Origin of the sequence: Vibrio mediterranei (assembly GCF_900088415.1) — a bacterium.
GTDB classification, from domain to species: domain Bacteria; phylum Pseudomonadota; class Gammaproteobacteria; order Enterobacterales; family Vibrionaceae; genus Vibrio; species Vibrio mediterranei.
In genome coordinates this window covers 106777-126996 of record NZ_FLLQ01000010.1, presented here as the reverse complement: position 1 = coordinate 126996, position 20220 = coordinate 106777, and the positions used below count along the sequence as shown (strand labels likewise).

Genomic DNA, 20220 nt, shown 5'->3' with positions numbered 1-20220 from the left:
TCCATATAAGCCAGATAACAGCGTGTACTCTAGTTTGCGCTTTGCCATTTCTGGCGCTTTATTATTGTATACGATTGTGACATGAAATGTGGTCACTTGTCCCATACAAGTTCACAATCTGAACCATAAAATGCTTTATCTACAAATAAGTTACCAACAGCAACAACCTTATCATCCCGCATTAGAATAGGGATTCTACGTCGCTGCCAGCTGGGTATTTTCAGCTCTTGGAACAGTTTTTTTAACTTACGAGATCCTGCTCGTCCATGGGGATGAGCACTCAAACCTTCAGGGTTGAAAATAACTTTTAACAACCCATTCAACGTTTGACGATCTAGTGTCATCTTTGCGTCTTTGCTCGGCGATACCAACTTTAATACGCCTAAGTTATCTGGCAACACTAACGTGTCTTTATCTGACCATGATTGTTGCCAATCGCTGACATCTTTATAAGCTTCAACCCAATATAAATGCCCCTGAGCACGTCTAATGGCTCCACCAGCCAAATTCATTTCCGGGTTAGCATCTTGCTTAGCCATTGCCACTTCTTGCCAAATTTTGCACAACTGCACCTCAGTAGGCATCAACGAAGTATTGGCTTCTAACCACAGTCTAAGTAGTTGTTCTCTCTTTAAAATAGAGTGTGATGACATCGTGGAAATACTCAGCCCTTGGAACTCATTCATACATACTTCAAGTTCAGGCAATAGTAACTCTTTAATTAACCTTTCTTGTTTCGCACATAAGCGCGCACTGCGACTTGCAGCTTGAGCAAAATTAGGCCAGCGCTGATTCAATACGGGTAAGACAGATTGACGAAGAAAATTACGGTCAAATCGGGTATCTGAATTACTTTCATCCTCGACCCACTGTAATTGCTCATGCTGCGCATAGCGCTCAATATCATGTCGTGCAGTATTTAAAAGTGGACGAACTAACTTACCCGAGCCAAAGTTCATTGAAGAGGCCATCGAAGAGAGCCCTTTGGGTCCGCTACCACGTTTTAAGGCCAGCAACATGGTCTCAGCTTGATCATCAAGGTGCTGACCCGTAAGCAAAATATCGCCGCTCTGCATATGTTGACGCAGCGCTTGATACCGAGCTTGACGCGCCAACTGCTCAAGGCTTTCTCCCGAGTCTTGCGACAATGTTACGCGCTCGCAGGTAAACTCAACGGCCTCCTCTTGAGCCCAACGCTCACACTGAACTTGCCATTCATTTGCGTTATCGCTTAATCCATGATGCACATGTACCGCTAAACAGGTTATTGAATGCTGTTTGCTATACCTTGCTGCTAATCGCAGCAGTACACGTGAATCCACCCCGCCACTAAATCCAACAATGATCTTGCCATGCATCACTTTCTGTTCATCAAGCACTTGAGAAAATTGCTGGTACAGAGTCATGGTTTCTTCCTAGGTTAAATAAAAAAGGCGAGCATCTCGCTCGCCTTATTATATAAACAGTTTCTACTTAGCAGTAGCCATAACTCATCAAACGTTGATAACGACGCTCAAGTAAGTTGTCATCATCCAACTGATCAAGTTCTTCTAATTGGCGTAGCAATGTCGCTTTCATATTAGCAGCCATTTGCACCGCATCACGATGAGCGCCACCTAGTGGCTCTTCAATGATTTCATCAATAAGCTCAAGCTCTTTTAATCGAGGAGCAACCAATCCCATTGCTTCCGCTGCTTGCGGCGCTTTATCAGAGTCACGCCATAAAATTGACGCACAGCCTTCAGGAGAAATTACCGAGTACGTTGAGTATTGCAGCATGTTCACGTAATCGCCTACACCGATCGCTAAAGCACCACCAGAACCGCCTTCACCGACAACGTTACAGATGACTGGCACTTTTAGACCTGCCATGACTTTAAGGTTCATCGCAATCGCTTCTGATTGACCACGTTCTTCTGCGCCAACCCCTGGGTAAGCACCCGCAGTATCGATAAAAGTGATGATTGGCATATTAAAACGCTCTGCCATTCTCATCAAACGAAGTGCTTTACGGTAACCTTCTGGTTTTGGCATACCAAAGTTACGCTTCACTTTCTCTTTTGTTTCGCGGCCTTTTTGGTGGCCAATGATCATAACCGGACGACCATCTAGGCGAGCCATACCACCAACAATAGCTTTATCGTCCGCAAACGCGCGATCGCCAGCCAGTTCATCAAACTCAGTAAATACATGCTCTACATAATCAAGCGTGTACGGACGCTGTGGGTGACGTGCAAGCTGTGCCACTTGCCATGCCCCAAGATCACTAAAGATTTTTTTCTTAAGCTCTAAGCTCTTTTTCTCTAGTTGTTCAATTTCTTTATCTAAGTCAATTGCACTATCACCACCGTGACGAGAAACGTCACGCAATGCTTCGATTTTTGCTTCTAGTTCGGCAATTGGCTTTTCAAATTCAAGAAAGTTCAAGCTCATCTGTGAATCCTTTTCGATTCAGCCCCAAGTCTTTTTGCTGTGGGACTCAATTAGTTAAATTCGAGTTCAACCTGGTCTTTACCAAGTAACTGCTGTAATTCTTCTAGTAACGCATCATTCGGCGTTACACGCCATTCTGTTCCTAGCGTAAGTTTTGCGCGTGCATCGGCACGCTGGTAGTAAATATTAACAGGTACTGTCCCAGCTTTGTGTGGGGTTAATATTTCTGTGAAGCGCTGGTAAAAACGCTCATCTATTTGTTGCTCTAACAACGAAATGGATACGCCTCGTGTAAATTTCTCACGAGCGCTACCTAAATCTAAAACTTCGCGGCCAGACATTTTAAGGCCACCGTTGAAGTCATCAAAGCTGACCTGTCCAGAAACGACCACTATTTTATCTTTTTCTAACAATTCAGCATATTTATCTAGCGCATCTGAGAACAACATCACTTCCATACGACCGCTTCGGTCATCCAAAGTCATCAGTCCGATACGTGTTCCACGCTTGGTTGTCATTACCCGAGCAGCAATCACCAAACCTGCGACCGTCAACGATTGATCGCGTCTTGTTGGTGTTGCGTCTTTTAATCGACAACTGGTGTATTTGGTAAGTTCCTTAAGATAGGCGTTTATTGGGTGCCCCGTCAAATAAAGCCCCAAAGTTTCTCTCTCACCTTCTAACCATACCTTTTCTGGCCATGGTGGAACTTGAGTATATTTATGCTCCACATCTTCTGGCGCATCAGTCAATACACCAAACATGTCAGCCTGACCAAAGGCTTCAGCCTGATGGTGTTGGCTCGCCGCTTTAACCGCATCGTTCAGTGATGCCATCATCGCCGCTCGATGCGGGCCTAGTCGGTCAAGCGCACCCGACATAATAAGCTTTTCAATTACTCGCTTGTTGACTTTCTTGATGTCAATACGAGCACAAAAATCGAATAAATCTCGGAAATGGCCACCTTTATTACGAGCCTCGATAATGACATCAATAGGACCTTCACCAACCCCTTTGATCGCGCCAATACCATAAACGATCGCGCCCTCTTCGTTAACATTAAAGCGGAACAAACCAGCATTAATATCAGGTGGTAGCACTTTGAGCTTCATGCGGAAGCATTCATCTACGAGACCAACAACTTTCTCTGTATTATCCATATCGGCGGTCATAACCGCCGCCATAAACTCAGCAGGGTAATGGGTTTTCAGCCAAAGCGTTTGATAGGAGACCAGTGCATATGCCGCTGAGTGAGATTTGTTAAAACCATAACCCGCAAACTTTTCTACCAGGTCAAAGATCTTCATGGCAAGTTCGCCATCAACGCCGTTGTTTATCGCCCCTTCTTCAAAGACGGCACGCTGCTTAGCCATCTCTTCCGGCTTTTTCTTACCCATTGCACGACGCAGCATATCCGCACCACCCAGCGTATAGCCCGCTAGGATCTGTGCAATTTGCATAACCTGTTCTTGATAAAGAATGATGCCGTACGTAGGCTCCAGAGTCTCTTTTAGAGATTCATGTTGCCACGTTTCATCTGGGTAGGAGACCGCCTCTCGCCCGTGCTTACGGTCGATGAAGTTATCAACCATGCCTGATTGCAATGGGCCTGGACGGAATAGCGCCACCAATGCAATGATATCTTCAAAACAATCCGGCTGTAGACGCTTGATAAGCTCTTTCATACCTCGCGATTCCAACTGGAATACCGCAGTGGTTTCAGAATTCTGTAACAGCTGGAATGAAGCCGAGTCATCAAGTGGGATCGATTCAATTCGAACTGGGTCTTTACCCTCTCTTTCGAGTCGAGGGTTAATCAGTCCAAGCGCCCAATCGATAATCGTTAATGTTCTCAGACCCAAGAAGTCGAATTTAACCAAGCCTGCCGTTTCAACATCGTTCTTATCAAACTGAGTAACAGGGAAATGTCCCTCAGAGTCGGCATAAATCGGTGCAAAATCAGTAATCGTAGTCGGTGAAATTACTACCCCACCCGCGTGTTTACCGGCATTTCGAGTACACCCTTCCAATATGCGGCACATATCGATGAGGTCTCGAACTTCTTCATCGCCATCATAAAGCTGTGGCAATGCAGGCTCCGCCTTGAAGGCTTTTTCTAACGTCATGCCAGGGTCAGCTGGAATCAGTTTTGATATGCGGTCAACAAAGCCAAACGGGTGACCTAATACACGCCCCACATCACGAATAACCGCCTTCGCAGCCATAGTACCGAAGGTAATGATCTGCGATACCGCATCCCGACCGTACATCTCGGCTACGTGATCAATCACTTGGTCACGTTTATCCATACAGAAATCGACATCGAAATCGGGCATGGAGACACGTTCAGGGTTCAAGAATCGCTCGAAAAGAAGATCGTACTCAAGCGGATCAAGGTCGGTGATTTTAAGAGCATAGGCCACCAATGAACCAGCACCTGAACCACGTCCAGGTCCTACTGGAATCGCATTATCTTTTGACCACTGGATGAACTCCATAACGATCAAAAAGTAACCTGGGAATCCCATCTGGTTGATAACATCAAGCTCAATTTGTAGTCGGTCATCATACTCAGGGCGTCGCTCTACTCGCACCGCTTCATCTGGGAATAAAAACTCCAAACGCTCCTCAAGACCTTCTCTTGATTTCATCACCAAGAAATCAGTCTCTTTCATACCTTCAGTTGGGAACGCTGGTAAGAAGTATTCACCGAGGCGCACGGTCACGTTACAGCGCTTAGCAATTTCTACTGAGTTCTGAAGTGCTTCTGGGATGTCCGCAAACAGCTCACACATGTCTTCCTCACTACGAAGATATTGTTGAGCACTGTACTTTTTAGGACGTTTAGGGTCATCAAGTGTGTAACCATCATGGATCGCAACACGAATTTCATGAGCATCAAATAGTTCTTTGTCGACAAACACGACCTCATTGGTCGCGACAACAGGGAGATCGAGCTCCTCGGCTAACTCTACGGCAAAATGCAGGTAACTTTCTTCGTCAGGTCGTCCGGTACGAATCAGTTCTAAATAGTAGCGATCTGGAAAATGCGTCTGATAAAACTGAGCGCACTGCTTAGCAAGTGTTGTATTGCCTTTTAATAGCGCTTTACCTACGTCACCCTCTTTCGCTCCAGAAAGAACGATAAGCCCTTCAGATAACTCGACTAACCACGCCTTATCAATCACAGGTTGATGTTGGATATGGCCTCGAAGGTATGCTTTTGAGATAAGCAAAGTCAGATTGTTGTAACCAGTATTATCCGCTGCCAATACTGTAATGCGAGTTAACTCATCTCCAAATTCGTCAGACTGAACGGCAAAGTCAGCACCAATCAGCGGTTTAATCCCTGAGGAGTGCGCGTTACCATAAAATTTCACTAACCCACATAGGTTAGTAAAATCAGTCAGTGCCATTGCAGGCATACCCATCTCTGCCACTTTTTTAACTAATGGTGGCACCTTCGACAGGCCATCGATCATAGAAAAGTCACTGTGAACTCGAAGGTGTATAAACTTGGGGTCTGACATAATAAATCCTAAATTGCCATGACGAATATTTGGCGAATCATACTCTAACGAATCGTAGTATCACGATCCTTAAAACGACTAATGCGTGCTAGTCTTCAATACCTAATGCGCGTTTGACTGGCTTGAAACTTTTGCGATGCTCTGCAATGACGCCATGCTGTTCAATGGCTTCAAAATGCGCTTTCGTTGGATAGCCTTTATGTTTAGCAAAACCAAATTGTGGATGTTGCTGATCAAGCTCTTCCATCTCTTGGTCGCGAACGACTTTAGCGATAATCGATGCGGCACTGATTTCTGCGACACGCAAGTCTCCCTTAACAACCGCTTGAGCATCCATTGATAACGTTGGCGTTCGGTTGCCATCAATAAGCACCATATCAGGTTGCACTTGCAGTCCAGCGACCGCACGCTGCATTGCTACCATGGTCGCTTGTAGGATGTTTAACTCATCGATTTCTGTTGGAGAACAACGCCCAACTGCCCATGCCAGCGCTTTTTCTTTTATCTCAGGATAAAGGGCGAGTCGTTTTTTCTCGGAAAGTTTCTTTGAGTCGTTCAATCCTTCAATCGGATTGTTGGGATCCAAGATAACCGCGGCTGTGACGACATCACCCACTAAAGGGCCTCGACCTACCTCATCCACACCCGCGACTAGTGAGTAACCTTGCGGATAATCAAAGGGGGGAAGCTCAGCACTTTTTTTCTTCGTTGTCATAACTTTCCAATTAGATTTAACACTGCATTTGCCGCTTGTCTGTCGGCATCTTTACGAATCCAGTGGTGCATTTCCGTGAATTTGGCAATCACCGCACTGTTGTCACTATTAAGAAGCTTGGTGAGCTCATTGTACAAGTTTTCCGGCGTACAAGCTTCTAACAGAAACTCTTTTACTATCTCATCATCGGCGAGAATATTCGGTAAGGAAACGTATTTGGTTTTCACTAAACGCTTGGCCAGAAATGCGGTTATTGCATTCATTTTATAACCAACGACCATTGGTCTTTTAAGTAGCATGCACTCTAAAGCTACGGTGCCAGAGGCCAATAATACTACATCTGCAGCAGTTATAACGTTACGTGCAGTATCTTGAACAATGTGAAATTCAAGCTGAGGTGCAATTTGCTGCCAAGCTTCAATAAACTGCTGTTTACGCTTTTCGTTGACCGCTGCTACCACAAAACCGAGGTTTGGGTTGTCTTGATGAAGTTTCACACAGGTTTCAATAAACGGTTGTGAAAGCATCTTCAATTCGTTGCCACGACTACCAGGCAAGACCGCTAGCCACTTTTTATCAGGCGCTAATCCTAAAAGCTCGCGAGCTTGTTGTGCATCCGATTCTAGAGGGATGGCATCAGCCAAAGTATGGCCGACAAACTCACAAGGAACTTGGAATTTGTCATAGAAGGCTTTTTCAAATGGCAAGAAAGCAAGTACGAGGTTAGTCGCCTCGGCAATCTTATGGATGCGCTTTTGTCTCCACGCCCAAACAGAAGGACTGACATAGTGTACCGTTTTTGTTCCAGCTTGTTTAAGGTCCAATTCGAGACGCAGGTTGAAGTCAGGGGCATCTATACCGACAAACACATCTACTGGGTTTTGAGTAAAGTATTTCACCAACTCTGCTTTAACATGTAACAACCTTCTTAAGCGCCCAAGAACTTCTACCAATCCCATGACCGCAAGCTCTTCCATATCGAAAAGAGACTCGCAACCTTGAGCAATCATTTTAGGGCCACCGATACCAACAAACTCGGCATCTGGATATTGTTGCTTTATTGCTTTGATGAAGCCCTCTCCCAGAGTATCTCCGGAAAGTTCGCCAGCTACGATACCAATTCGCAATGGTCGTTCCATTACCAGTCCTCATTTTCGCCAAATTTCTCGAATACCATAAAACAGAAAAAGACCGCTAACTGATTAGCGATCTTTTTCTACTTGCGTCACCAACGTTAGCGGATGATGCCACGCTCAGAGCTTTCCAAAATATCCACAAAACGCTGAACTGATGTCCACTCTTGCGCCATTTCCTCAAGCACAGGCTTTACCTCTGCCAGTGTCTTGCCTGAACGGTAAATCTCTTTGTACGCTTTTTGCAAAGCACGCAGCTCTGGCTTCTCGAAACCGTTACGCTTTAATCCAACTAAGTTAAGACCAAACGGTGTTGCATGATTGCCTTGCGCTAGAACGTAAGGTGGCACATCTTGTACCACTGCCGAACAACCGCCAACATAAGCGTATGCACCAACTGTGCAGAATGGGTGGATCGCCGACAACGCCATAACCCCAGCATGATCACCAACCGTTACATGACCACCGAGAATAGCGTTGTTACCAATGTGTGTGTGGTTGCCCACAATCACATCATGCGCAATATGAGCATTCACACAAAGAAGGTTGTCATTACCGACCACTGTTTGGGTCTTATCTTGAACAGTACCACGATGAATTTGTACGCTCTCGCGGATGACATTTCGGTCGCCAACCACAACTCGCGTATCTTCACCACCGTATTTCTTATCTTGGTTCTCTTCACCAATGATCGCTTGAGGGAATACTCGGTTGTCGTTACCTATTGTCGTATGACCCTTAATAACAACATGCGACATAATCTCATTGTTCTCACCAATTGTGATATCACCTGAGATATAGGTAAAAGGACCTACTGTGGTATTTGCACCAATAGTGACGTTCCCTTCTATAACGGCACTAGGGTGAATCTTAGCGGTTTCATGAATCATATTAAAACTCTCGACGAGCACACTTTAGCTCAGCAGAACAAACAACCTCTCCATCAACCTTTGCCACGCCGTTAAAGGCAGCGATACCGCGACGTTCCTTGATGAATTCTACCTCAATAATTAATTGGTCACCTGGTACAACTGGCTTGCGGAACTTCGCTTTATCGACACTCGCAAAGTAGTACAGCTCATTGCCTTTTGGCGCACCAAACGATTTAAATGCTAGTAGACCCGTTGCTTGAGCCATAGCTTCTAAAATCAACACACCAGGAAATACAGGTAACTGCGGAAAGTGCCCTGTAAATTGTGGTTCATTCACAGACACATTTTTAATAGCGGTTAGATACTTTTCTTCTTGATAATCGGTAACGCGATCGATCAACAGAAACGGATAGCGATGAGGAAGCAGTTCCTGGATCTCAGTGATTGTCATTGTTTTTGTATCAGTGCTCAAAGTAAAAATCCTATTATCAATTCTTTTTCTAACTAGAGGCATTATATACCCAAATGCCACTTAGTGTCAGTTCGGGGGAGCATTGCTCAACCTAGCGTTATCTGACACACATAAAAAGACTCGCCTAAGCGAGCCTTCATTTTTAAGCCACAGAAGTTAGTCTTCTGTTTGCTCTAGCAGTTTCTCAACTGCTTTGAGGCGCTTGTTCATCTCATCAATACGATGGACTCGAGTAGCCGTTTTGCGCCACTCTTTGTTGGTCTGTAGTGGAATACCTGATGAGTAGATGCCTTTTTCTGGCAAGCTACGCATGACCATTCCCATACCTGTGACAATAACACCATCAGCAATTTCGATATGTCCATTGAGAACACTCGCACCGCCAATTTGGCAGTATTTACCGATTTTGGTGCTACCAGCAACAATAGTACCACCAGCCATTGCTGTGCCATATCCGATGTGCACGTTATGAGCAATTTGCATCTGGTTATCAATGATTACATTGTCTTCGATGATGGTGTCGTCCAGCGCACCACGGTCGATAGTGGTACAAGCACCAATTTCTACACGGTTTCCAATTCGCACGGTACCGACTTGAGGAATTTTGACCCACTCGCCTTTTTCATTAGCGTAGCCAAAACCATCAGAACCAATGACAGTACTTGACTGCACTAAACAATCGTCACCAAGCACTACATCATGATAAATCGATACATTAGCCCAAAGCTTAGTATTGCGACCTAGCTTAGCACCCTTTCCAATAAAGCAACCCGCGCCGACAATTACGTTGTCGCCAAGTTCTGCTCCGGCTTCAATCACAGCATTGGCGCCTACGGATACATTCTCACCCAAGCAGGCCTCTGAAGAGACCACTGCACTTGGCGCAATACCAGATGCAGCAGGAGCTGGAGTAGTATCTAACGCTTGGGCGACTTTAGCATAGGCCACATAAGGATCAGCAACCACTAGAGCATTGGTTTTGCAATGCTCTAACTCACTGGCTTTCACCATGATTGCCGATGCTTGGCATTCACCAAGATGCTTTGCGTATTTTACATTAGTGAGGAAAGTAATTTGTCCCTCACCTGCGCTGTTCATAGGCGCTACCGCACTAATTAGCGTGCTCTCATTACCATGGATTTCCCCACCAGTAATCTCCGCTAATTGTGCTAACGTCAATGCTGTCATGTCTAACCTACTGCAATACTGTTACTTAAGTGAGTCGATAACTTTCTTCGAGATGTTGAACTCTTCTTTTGCATAACCAACCGCCTGAATATCGATGATCATGTCGTAGCCTTCTTTTTTCGCTACTTTTTCAACTGCTTCTTGGATGGTCTTAAACAGCTTCTGCTTTTCTTCCGCTTCACGACGCTGGCTCTCTTTTTCTAGAGCTTGGCCTTTGATCTTATATTTGCTATCTAGCTGACCAATCTCGATACGTAGTTTCTCGATTTCATCTTTACCTAGTAGCTCACCATCACGTTGAAGTTTTTCCATCTTCTTAGCTGCATCCGCTTGAATCGCTTGAAGCTCGGCAGCTTTGTCTTTGAACTCATTCTGTAATTTTTGCAGTGTTGCTTCACGCTGTGGAAGTGCTTGGAAAACTTGAAGCGTATTCACATAGCCAATTTTCTGCGCCGCTTCTGCTGCGTTTGCAAACAGTGAAGACGTAAGGATAACTAGGCCAAGTCCAGCCGCTTTCATTAATTTTTTCAAGGTCGATTCCTCTGTTCGTATAGAAACTATTTTCGTTACAAAATATATAGTTAGAAAGTATTACCAATTGTGAAGGTAAAGGCTTCGGTTTTATCGCCTTCAAACTTCTTAACTGGCGTTGCGAGTGAGAATACCAGAGGTCCCATTGGAGACATCCACTGTACTGCTACACCTACCGACGCTCGGTAATTCGACGGATCCGAGTAATCGTAATAATACTGGCTTCCAGGCATGTTAGGGTCTGGTGAAACATAAGTAAACTCTGTGTCCCAAAGGCTTGCTGCATCCATAAACAAGCTAGTACGAATTTGATTGCGGAACTCATCCGAGGCAAATGGCGTCGGGACAATCAACTCAACACTAGCAAGCGCTACTGCGTTACCACCCACTGACTGGTCAGTCGCGGAGTAACACGGGTTATTCCCACCTACATTACCGCAACCACCACCATTTGGATCGTTATAGACTGCTTTAGGGCCTACCGAGTTCTGACGGAAACCTCGAAGTGTGGAGAAACCACCCACATAGAAGTTCTCGTAAAACGGCAGCAAGTTATCATTACCATTGGTTTGACCATAACCGTTACCGTAACCTAAGCGACCTTTCAACAATAACGTAAAATTGTGACTTTCAGTAATAGGAAAATACTGTCTTATGTCATATTGAGTCTTGAAGTATTGAACATCCGATCCAGGAACCGTCACTTTACCATAGAGTTTTTGATGGTTACCTGCGGTCGGGAAACGTCCACGGTTTAAATTATTTCGAGTCCATGCTGCCGTTAAGTGGAAATCATCCGTAATCAAGTTACCTTCTGAATCACGGTTCTTCTCTTGAGCTTGCAGGAACTTCTCAATTTGAACGTACTCTTTGATATTACCTAATCGGCTATGTGTATAACCACCACCAAACTCTAGGTAGTTAAGTTCATCGACCGGGAAACCCCAAGTCAACGTACCACCATAACTTTGATCGGTATAATCAACGATACCAGCTTTCGATGCTTCAAACTCATTGTAGAAAATCTGACCACCAAGGCTGACACCATCTAGGTTCCAGTATGGGTCGCGATAATCCAACGTTACGTTTTTCTGATACTTGTTGGTCATCGCACTGATACCAACTCGGTCCCCAGAACCTGCAAAGTTATCTTGCTGAAGACCAACCTGGAAGCTAATACCTGATTCAGTACCATAACCGACACCAAAGTTAATGCTTCCTGAGTTTGCCTCTTTGACATCGTATACCAAGTCTACTTGATCATCAGTGCCAGGAACACGTACTGTTTGAACATCAACCGTTTCAAAGAAACCTAATCGGTTCAGACGGTTTTTACCGGTTTCAATAGACTTCGAGTTCAACCAGCTCGATTCCATCTGACGCATTTCACGACGTAACACTTCATCTTTGGTGGAGTTGTTACCTGTGAATCGAATATCGCGAACATAAATACGGTTTCCAGCTTCAACATTAATGACCAAAGAAACTTGGTTATTCTCATCATCAAACTCTGGAATGGTGCGTACTTGCGGGTAAGCATAGCCAGCTTCACCCAAGACGCGCTTAATGTTCTCTTCTAATGCAGTAACACTAGAGCCGTTATAAGTATCACCATCCTTAAATGGAACCATACTTTCGAACTCAGCTTGTTTACCAATTAGCTGACCACGGAACTTCACATCTTTTACTTGATAAGGTTCGCCCTCATCAATACCTAGTGTGATGTAAACGCCTTTCTTGTCAGGAGAAATCGATACTTGAGTCGTATCGACTTTAAACTTTAAGTAGCCTCGATCGAGGTAGAACGACTTGAGGGCTTCAATATCGCCTGCGAGAACTTGCTTTTGGTATTTATCATCCGCAAGGAAATTCCACCATGCTACATCTACATTCAGGTTAAAACGTGATAGTAATTCCTGATCGCTAAAGACAGTATTACCAATGAAGTTAATCTGTTTGATCTTTGCCGAAACACCTTCAGAGAATACAAACTTCAAGTCAGCACGATTACGTGGCAACGGTGTAACCACCGCTTGAACCTTCGCGTTATATTTACCGACACTGTAATAGAAATCTTCTAGACCTTTTTCGATATTACTTAACGTTGTGCGGTCTAGTGCTTCACCGACAATAACACCTGACGCATCAAGGTTTTGCTGTAGTTGCTCTTCCTTTATCGCGCTGTTACCTGAGAAAGAGATGCTCGCTATAGTTGGGCGCTCTTTGACACGTATCACCAGTGCGTCTTTGTCACGAAGTACCTTAATATCCTCAAAGTTACCCGATTGATAGAGGGCATTAATGATCTCTGAGATATCTTTACTGTCTACCGAATCACCAATACGTACAGGCATTTTCAAAAGAGCGGCACCTAGTGCTACCCTTTGCAAACCTTCGATTCGAATGTCCTGTACAACAAAATCCTCAGCCCCATTCGCCGACACACTGGTCGCTAGTAGAGATGCGAATAGAATATGCTTAATCGCCATACCTGCTCTAATTAATCCTTGCTAATACCGCTGCCTAAATTCTGATATCAAAGGCGTGTAAAATCATTAAAAATTGCTATCAGCATCAATGAGAAGATAATAGCCCCTCCCACTCGATACCCCATTTCTTGTACTTTTTCTGGTACAGGTCTTCTAATTACTGCTTCTATTGCAAAGAACAACAAATGTCCTCCATCAAGCATTGGCAATGGTACTAAGTTGATAATACCCAAGTTGACACTAATCAGCGCCAAGAAGCCTAAGAAATAGACCAGTCCATAATCTGCGGTTGTACCTGCCCCTTTCGCAATCGAAATAGGTCCGCTTAGGTTGTTTAGGCCAACATCACCTACGATCAGCTTTTTCAGCATAGAAATCGTAAGCTCGATAATTTGTCCCGTTTTCGCGATAGCTTTACCTACCGCTTCAACCGGCCCGTATTGAAGGTCAAAGCGATAACTCGCAGGCCACTCGCCAATCTCTGGAGCGATACCCGCAAAGCCAATAACCGTGCCATCTCTTAGCTCACGTGCCCCAGGAGTCAATGTTGTTGTTAATCGCTCACCATCTCTCAGCACTTGTATAGTCACTGGACTATTTGGGTTCGCTTGAATCACATCCACAACTTGTTGCCATTGAGAGATGTCTTGCTCTCCCGCCGAGATAATAGTATCACCAACCTGAAGGCCAGCCGCCGAACCGGCTCCGTCTTCACTTACATTTGTCAGCGTTGTTTTAATCTCTGGGGTATACGGTTTAAAACCAAGCGTCCCCATAGCAGACTCTGTTTCTGGATTAAAGTTCCAGCCCGACAAATCAATTGTTAATTTTTTGTCCGTTCCTATTTGGCTATCTGATGAAACTGTGACCGTCATTTGATTATCGCCAATATGCGACACTAGCCCCAAATTAACCGATTCCCAGTCCAACGTTGGCGTACCATCAATGGATTTGAACTCCATCCCGGAAGTCAGTCCAGCTTGGGCAGCAATCGAGTGTGGGGTAACTTCGCCAATAACAGGCTTAACCGCAGGCACACCAATCAAAAACACCAGCCAGTAAGCAAATACCGCAAAAAAGAAGTTAAAAGCTGGCCCTGCACCTACAATAGCGGTTCTTTTCCAGAGAGGCTTTTTATCAAAGGCATACTTGTGATCGGCTTCAGAGACTTCATCGACTCGACTATCGAGCATCTTGACATAGCCGCCTAAAGGAATGACAGAGATACTATATTCAGTTCCATCTTTACCGATTTTCGACCAAATCGATTTACCGAAACCAATCGAGAACTTTTCGACATACACACCACACTTTCGCGCTACCCAAAAATGACCGTATTCATGTACGGCGACTAGAATCCCTAGCGCAACAATAAAGGACGCGAAGTTCCAAAGGATGTCCGTCATATCAAAAGTTCTCTCACTAAATCGAACGCACGATTTCTCGTGCATAGTTTCGAGCCATTCTATCTAGCTCAAGAATAGTTTCCAAGTTATCTAATTGTATAAATTCATTTGCTGAACAGACTTTCGACATAACGCGCTCATTTACCACGCTAATATCAGTAAAACGGATTTTTTCCGACAAGAAGGCTTCAACCGCAATTTCATTCGCGGCATTGATAGCCGTCGTTGCATGTTGTCCTTCAAAACAGGCATCCATTGCTAACGCTAAGCAAGGATACTTGGCATAGTCTGGAGCCATAAAACTCAGTTCACCGATTGTCGTAAAATCAAGAGGAGCTACTCCGGAAGGGATTCGCTCGGGATAAGACATCGAATAAGCAATCGGCGTTGCCATATCTGGCTGTCCCATCTGTGCTATGACCGAACCATCATTGTATTGCACCATAGAGTGAATCACCGACTGAGGATGAATGACTACTTTTAGCTGCTCTCGATTGGTATTGAATAGCCAGCGAGCCTCAATAAATTCCAAACCCTTATTCATCATTGTTGCTGAATCAACAGAAATTTTTGGCCCCATTGACCAATTTGGATGAGCGATTGCCTGCGCAGGTGTTACTGAAGAAAGCGTTGAAACGTCTGTATATCTAAAAGGACCACCCGAACCGGTTAAAAGGATATGATTGATACCCGCTTCAGCTAACTGGCAGTTCCCAAGATTGGTTTGAATATTTGCAGGTAAACATTGGAATATGGCGTTATGTTCACTATCAACAGGCAGCAACTGAGCGCCAGATTCATACACGGCGTCCATAAATAGCTTACCAGACATGACCAGCGCTTCTTTATTAGCTAACAGGACGCGTTTGCCCGCTTTCACAGCGGCAAGCGTAGGTAACAAGCCCGCTGCACCGACGATAGCAGCCATTACAACATCGACATCACTGGATTCCGATACCATGCACATCGCTTGTTGACCAAACAGTACTTCGGTTATCGTATCACGAGGAAGCAGTCGCTTTAGCTCTGATGCATCTGCCTCCTCATTTAAGACCGCAAACTTGGGTTTCCAAATGGAGCAAAGCTCAGCCATCTTGGCTACGTTTTTACCACCAACAAGAGCATAGATGGCGAAAGATGAAGGGTTTTCTGAAACGACTTTTAGAGTGCTTGCTCCAATAGAACCAGTAGCGCCTAGAATGGTTAGATTTTGCATGCTATTACAACCGCTTATAAGCAACCAGAGAATAAGAACTTATTCTCTGGTTGGGAAGATTAGAAAATGAGATAAAGAAGAGCAAATACAGGAAACGCTGCGGTTAGACTGTCCACACGATCGAGGACACCACCATGACCCGGAATAATGTTACTACTGTCTTTTATCTTCGACACTCGTTTAAACATACTTTCCACTAAGTCGCCAAGCACTGAAATAACAACTGTGGCAAGAGTAATGATAGTCATACTGACATAGCTCGTAAACTGAATATCAAAGAGTAATGAGCTTCCCCATGCGACAACCAAAGCTGCAGCAATGCCGCCAATCAAACCTTCAATCGTCTTATTAGGGCTTACATGAGGCGCCATCTTACGTTTACCTAAACTTTTTCCAGCAAAGTAAGCGCCGCTATCGGCAGCCCAAACGATCAAACAGACAAACAGAACCAGTTTTGAGCCGTAATAAGGGTCTAGGTAGTAATGCTGTCCTCTCAGGATAACAATGCTCCACAAAAATGGCAGCAAGGTTAGCAGACCAAATAGATGTCGGAGTACATTAGAGTGCTCCCATAGTCCAGCAGACTTAGGATAGGACATCGCTAAACCACTGGCGATAAGCCACCAGCCAAAACCAATACCTAGCAATAAAAGGTGTAATGAATCTACCTGGTTCAAAGAGACAATGTCAGACGGGACAATAAATAAAGAGAGTCCAACTGCAAGGCCAGAAGGAATTAAAGCGAGTAGCCGAGAACGGGTAAGAGTAAATTGAGTCCATTCCCATGCGCCAACAAGCGTGACTGCCGCAACAAAACCTATAAACCACGTTAATGGCAGTGAAAAAATACCCCAAACCACCAGCGGAGCTAGTATTAGGGCGGTAATAATTCGTTGTTTCAAATTAAATCGTCCTTAATTGGCTTCCATTAACGCTTTGACTTGTTCTCCGGTACAACCGAAGCGCCTTTCGCGATTCACAAACCAAGTGATTGCCTGAATGAGGCTGTCCTCGTCAAATTCTGGCCAGTACTCTTCCGTGAAGTACATTTCGGCATACGCCATTTGCCAAAGCATAAAGTTGCTAATGCGACATTCACCACTAGTACGAATCAAAAGGTCGACATCTGGGAGATCGGACATAGTGACACAACGACCAATCATATCTTCAGTAATGTCATCCGCAGAGAGCTCTCCTTGTTCTACAAGTCCAGCTAACCTTTTGGTTGCTTGTAAAATATCCCACTTACCGCCGTAGTTTGCTGCGACGTTGATAACAGTACCAGTGTTGTTTTCTGTCAATTTCTCCGCTTCAGCGATTTTTCTTTGTAATCTGTCATTAAAGCGTGATTTGTCGCCGATGATGCGAAGACGTAAGTTATTTTTATGAAGCTTTTTGATTTCACTCGACAGAACCGTAATAAACAGCTCCATCAGCAGACCGACTTCATCTTCAGGTCTACGCCAATTCTCACTACTGAAGGCAAACAGTGTCACTGCTTGAATATTCAGTTTTGCAGCGGCAGAAATGGTCTTACGTACCGCAGAAACCCCTTTTTTATGCCCGAAAACGCGTGGTTTTCCCTTAGATTTTGCCCAACGTCCATTACCATCCATGATGATAGCAATATGTTTTGGAAGGGAATCATTGAAGATGTGTGAGTTTTGCATAAAAGAGTATAGTTATAATTCGGGTCGGACAGAGTAGCATAAAAAAACGCTGTGCTGTCAGCACAGCGTTCAAACTAGAACTGATTGGTGAAATATTAGACTTCCATCAACTCTTTTTCTTTTGCTGCAAGAAGTTCATCAACATTTTTCACTGCTGTATCGGTAAGCTTTTGAATCTCATCTTGTGCTTTACGATCTTCATCTTCAGAAATTTCTTTATCTTTCAGTAGCGCTTTCAAGTCACCGTTAGCGTCACGACGAATATTACGGATTGCAACGCGGCCGCCTTCAGCTTCACCACGAACGATCTTCACTAGGTCTTTACGACGCTCTTCTGTTAGCGGTGGAAGTGGCACGCGGATAACCGTACCCGCAGACATTGGGTTTAAACCAAGGTCAGAAGTCAGAATCGCTTTTTCAACTTTAGGCGCAAGCTCTTTATCGAATACTGTAATAGCAAGTGTACGCGCGTCTTCAGCAATGACGTTTGCTACTTGGTTTAGAGGTGTTGGCGCACCGTAATATTCAACAGAGATACCTTGAAGAAGGCTTGGGTGTGCACGACCTGTGCGAATTTTAGTTAGGTTATTCTTAAGTGCTTCAACACTTTTTGCCATGCGCTCTTGAGCGTCTTGTTGGATTTCGTTAATCACAATATCACCTTAAATAATAGTAACCTGAAAGCCGGTCTGCTTTCAGGCTATGTCCTTCGATAATTCTGGTTAAGAGTGTACTCTTATTCTGCGTCGCTGATAAGTGTGCCTTCTGCTTCACCCATCACAACACGACGCAATGCACCTGGCTTATTCATGTTGAATACGCGGATTGGCATCTTATGGTCACGAGCCAATGTGAATGCCGCCAAGTCCATTACTTTCAGCTCTTTCTCTAGAACTGCACTGTAAGAAAGCTTATCACATAAAACTGCATCAGGGTTAGCCACTGGATCAGCCGTGAAAACACCATCTACTTTTGTTGCTTTAAGCACAACATCAGCTTCGATTTCGATACCACGAAGACATGCAGCAGAATCCGTTGTGAAGAATGGGTTACCAGTACCTGCTGAGAAAATTACCACGCGGCCTTGACGTAATTCACGAATAGCATCAGCCCAGTTGTAATCGTCGCAAACACCTTTAAGAGGGATAGCAGACATAACACGTGCATTCACATACGCGCGGTGAAGAGCATCACGCATAGCTAGGCCATTCATAACCGTTGCTAGCATACCCATGTGATCACCAACTACACGGTTCATACCTGCTTCAGCAAGGCCTGCACCACGGAACAAGTTACCACCACCAATGACTACACCAACTTGAACACCCAGTTCAACCAGTTCTTTAACCTCTTGTGCCATACGGTCAAGGATTTTTGGATCGATACCAAAGCCTTCCTCGCCTTGTAGCGCTTCACCACTAAGTTTTAACAGAATACGTTGATAAGCTGGTTTAGGGTTCGTTGTCATGAAGTATACCTTCCAAAGAGTTATCGATTAACGGTCATGGCTTGAGACTAGTATAGACTCAACTCATAACGGCTAAAAAATGACAGATAGCCTAGTCGTAAAAAGACCGTAGCCAAGGCCACGGTCTTTTCATCAACAAATCATCAAGGATTAACCTTTCTGAGCTGCTGCTACTTCGTCAGCGAAGCTCATTTGCTCGCCCTTGTCGATGCCTTCACCAACTTCTAGACGTACAAAAGTAGCTACTGATGCGCCACGCTCTTTAAGGATTTCGCCAACAGTTTTCTTTGGCTCCATTACGAACGCTTGACCAGTTAGAGAGATTTCGCCAGTGAATTTCTTCATGCGGCCAACAACCATCTTCTCAGCGATCTCAGCAGGCTTGCCTTCGTTCATAGCGATTTCAACTTGAACAGCTTTCTCTTTTTCTACTACGTCTGCAGGTACGTCTTCTGGGTTAACGAACTCTGGACGAGAAGCAGCAACGTGCATAGCAACGTGCTTAAGAGTTTCTGCGTCGCCTTCACCAGCAACAACAACACCGATCTTCTCACCGTGACGGTAAGTAGCGATAGCAGCGCCTTCAACGTACTGTACGCGACGGATGTTGATGTTTTCACCGATCTTAGCAACAAGAGTAACACGCTCGTCTTCGAACTTAGCTACTAGCTCTTCAGCAGTTGCTTTAGTTGCTAGAGCTTCGTCAGCTACTTTCTCAGCAAATGCTGTGAAGTTTGCATCTTTAGCAACGAAGTCAGTTTGGCAGTTAACTTCAAGAAGAGCAGCAACGCCGTTCTCTTCTTTAATGATGATCGCGCCTTCAGCAGCGATGTTACCTGCTTTTTTAGCAGCTTTAGCAGCGCCAGACTTACGCATGTTTTCGATTGCTAGTTCGATGTCGCCGTTAGTTTCAACAAGCGCTTTCTTACATTCCATCATGCCTGCGCCAGTGCGGTCGCGCAGTTCTTTAACTAGAGCAGCAGTAACAGCCATTCTCTATTCCTCAGTTGATTCTGATTAGGGTAAAAATCAGGGGCTCTCATTCGGCCCCTGATGCTAACTATAACTCAGTTTATATGAAGACTAGATGTCTTCGA

General features: G+C 44.7%; 17 protein-coding genes. All 17 read right to left on the bottom strand.

Features of this window, described 5'->3' with window-relative positions; genetic code table 11:
* Window positions 1-92: 92 nt before the first annotated feature.
* Window positions 93-1406, bottom strand: a complete 1314-nt coding sequence (tilS, locus tag VME0621_RS22450; protein WP_062460769.1) for a tRNA lysidine(34) synthetase TilS — start codon at window positions 1404-1406, stop codon at window positions 93-95.
* Between the two features lie 67 nt (window positions 1407-1473).
* The gene (gene accA, locus VME0621_RS22445; protein WP_006075352.1) at window positions 1474-2433 is read right to left on the bottom strand and encodes an acetyl-CoA carboxylase carboxyl transferase subunit alpha; all 960 of its coding nucleotides are present in this window, start codon (window positions 2431-2433) and stop codon (window positions 1474-1476) included.
* Window positions 2434-2483: 50 nt separating this feature from the next.
* The gene (gene dnaE, locus VME0621_RS22440) at window positions 2484-5963 is read right to left on the bottom strand and encodes a DNA polymerase III subunit alpha (RefSeq protein WP_062460766.1); all 3480 of its coding nucleotides are present in this window, start codon (window positions 5961-5963) and stop codon (window positions 2484-2486) included.
* A gap of 88 nt (window positions 5964-6051) precedes the next feature.
* Window positions 6052-6678 carry a ribonuclease HII gene (gene rnhB / locus VME0621_RS22435; protein WP_062460763.1) on the bottom strand — a complete coding sequence of 209 codons (627 nt, stop codon included), beginning with the start codon at window positions 6676-6678 and terminating at the stop codon, window positions 6052-6054.
* Entirely contained in the window at window positions 6675-7817 is a 1143-nt protein-coding gene (gene lpxB / locus VME0621_RS22430; RefSeq protein WP_062460760.1) for a lipid-A-disaccharide synthase, read from the bottom strand. The genes rnhB and lpxB overlap by 4 nt, the downstream gene beginning before the upstream one ends.
* Before the next feature lie 95 nt (window positions 7818-7912).
* Window positions 7913-8701, bottom strand: coding sequence for an acyl-ACP--UDP-N-acetylglucosamine O-acyltransferase (lpxA, locus tag VME0621_RS22425; RefSeq protein ID WP_038227893.1), 789 nt, complete (start codon window positions 8699-8701; stop codon window positions 7913-7915).
* A gap of 1 nt (window position 8702) precedes the next feature.
* On the bottom strand, window positions 8703-9197 hold the full coding sequence (fabZ, locus tag VME0621_RS22420; RefSeq protein ID WP_370736793.1) for a 3-hydroxyacyl-ACP dehydratase FabZ: 495 nt from the start codon (window positions 9195-9197) through the stop codon (window positions 8703-8705).
* A 114-nt stretch (window positions 9198-9311) separates the two neighbouring features.
* Window positions 9312-10343, bottom strand: a complete 1032-nt coding sequence (lpxD, locus tag VME0621_RS22415) for a UDP-3-O-(3-hydroxymyristoyl)glucosamine N-acyltransferase (protein WP_006075358.1) — start codon at window positions 10341-10343, stop codon at window positions 9312-9314.
* A gap of 21 nt (window positions 10344-10364) precedes the next feature.
* Window positions 10365-10874 (bottom strand): OmpH family outer membrane protein, encoded by a 510-nt coding sequence (locus tag VME0621_RS22410; protein ID WP_038223300.1) that lies wholly within the window; start codon window positions 10872-10874, stop codon window positions 10365-10367.
* A 50-nt stretch (window positions 10875-10924) separates the two neighbouring features.
* Window positions 10925-13363, bottom strand: a complete 2439-nt coding sequence (bamA, locus tag VME0621_RS22405) for an outer membrane protein assembly factor BamA (RefSeq protein ID WP_038227898.1) — start codon at window positions 13361-13363, stop codon at window positions 10925-10927.
* A gap of 47 nt (window positions 13364-13410) precedes the next feature.
* Window positions 13411-14769 carry a sigma E protease regulator RseP gene (gene rseP, locus VME0621_RS22400; protein ID WP_062460758.1) on the bottom strand — a complete coding sequence of 453 codons (1359 nt, stop codon included), beginning with the start codon at window positions 14767-14769 and terminating at the stop codon, window positions 13411-13413.
* A 16-nt stretch (window positions 14770-14785) separates the two neighbouring features.
* Window positions 14786-15985, bottom strand: coding sequence for a 1-deoxy-D-xylulose-5-phosphate reductoisomerase (gene ispC / locus VME0621_RS22395; protein WP_062460756.1), 1200 nt, complete (start codon window positions 15983-15985; stop codon window positions 14786-14788).
* Window positions 15986-16044: 59 nt separating this feature from the next.
* Window positions 16045-16887, bottom strand: coding sequence for a phosphatidate cytidylyltransferase (locus tag VME0621_RS22390; RefSeq protein WP_038227903.1), 843 nt, complete (start codon window positions 16885-16887; stop codon window positions 16045-16047).
* A 12-nt stretch (window positions 16888-16899) separates the two neighbouring features.
* On the bottom strand, window positions 16900-17655 hold the full coding sequence (gene uppS / locus VME0621_RS22385; protein ID WP_038227905.1) for an undecaprenyl pyrophosphate synthase: 756 nt from the start codon (window positions 17653-17655) through the stop codon (window positions 16900-16902).
* 95 nt (window positions 17656-17750) lie between these two features.
* Window positions 17751-18308 (bottom strand): ribosome recycling factor, encoded by a 558-nt coding sequence (frr, locus tag VME0621_RS22380; protein WP_062460754.1) that lies wholly within the window; start codon window positions 18306-18308, stop codon window positions 17751-17753.
* 83 nt (window positions 18309-18391) lie between these two features.
* Entirely contained in the window at window positions 18392-19123 is a 732-nt protein-coding gene (gene pyrH, locus VME0621_RS22375) for a UMP kinase (RefSeq protein ID WP_038227906.1), read from the bottom strand.
* 150 nt (window positions 19124-19273) lie between these two features.
* On the bottom strand, window positions 19274-20116 hold the full coding sequence (tsf, locus tag VME0621_RS22370) for a translation elongation factor Ts (protein WP_038227908.1): 843 nt from the start codon (window positions 20114-20116) through the stop codon (window positions 19274-19276).
* Window positions 20117-20220: the final 104 nt, after the last annotated feature.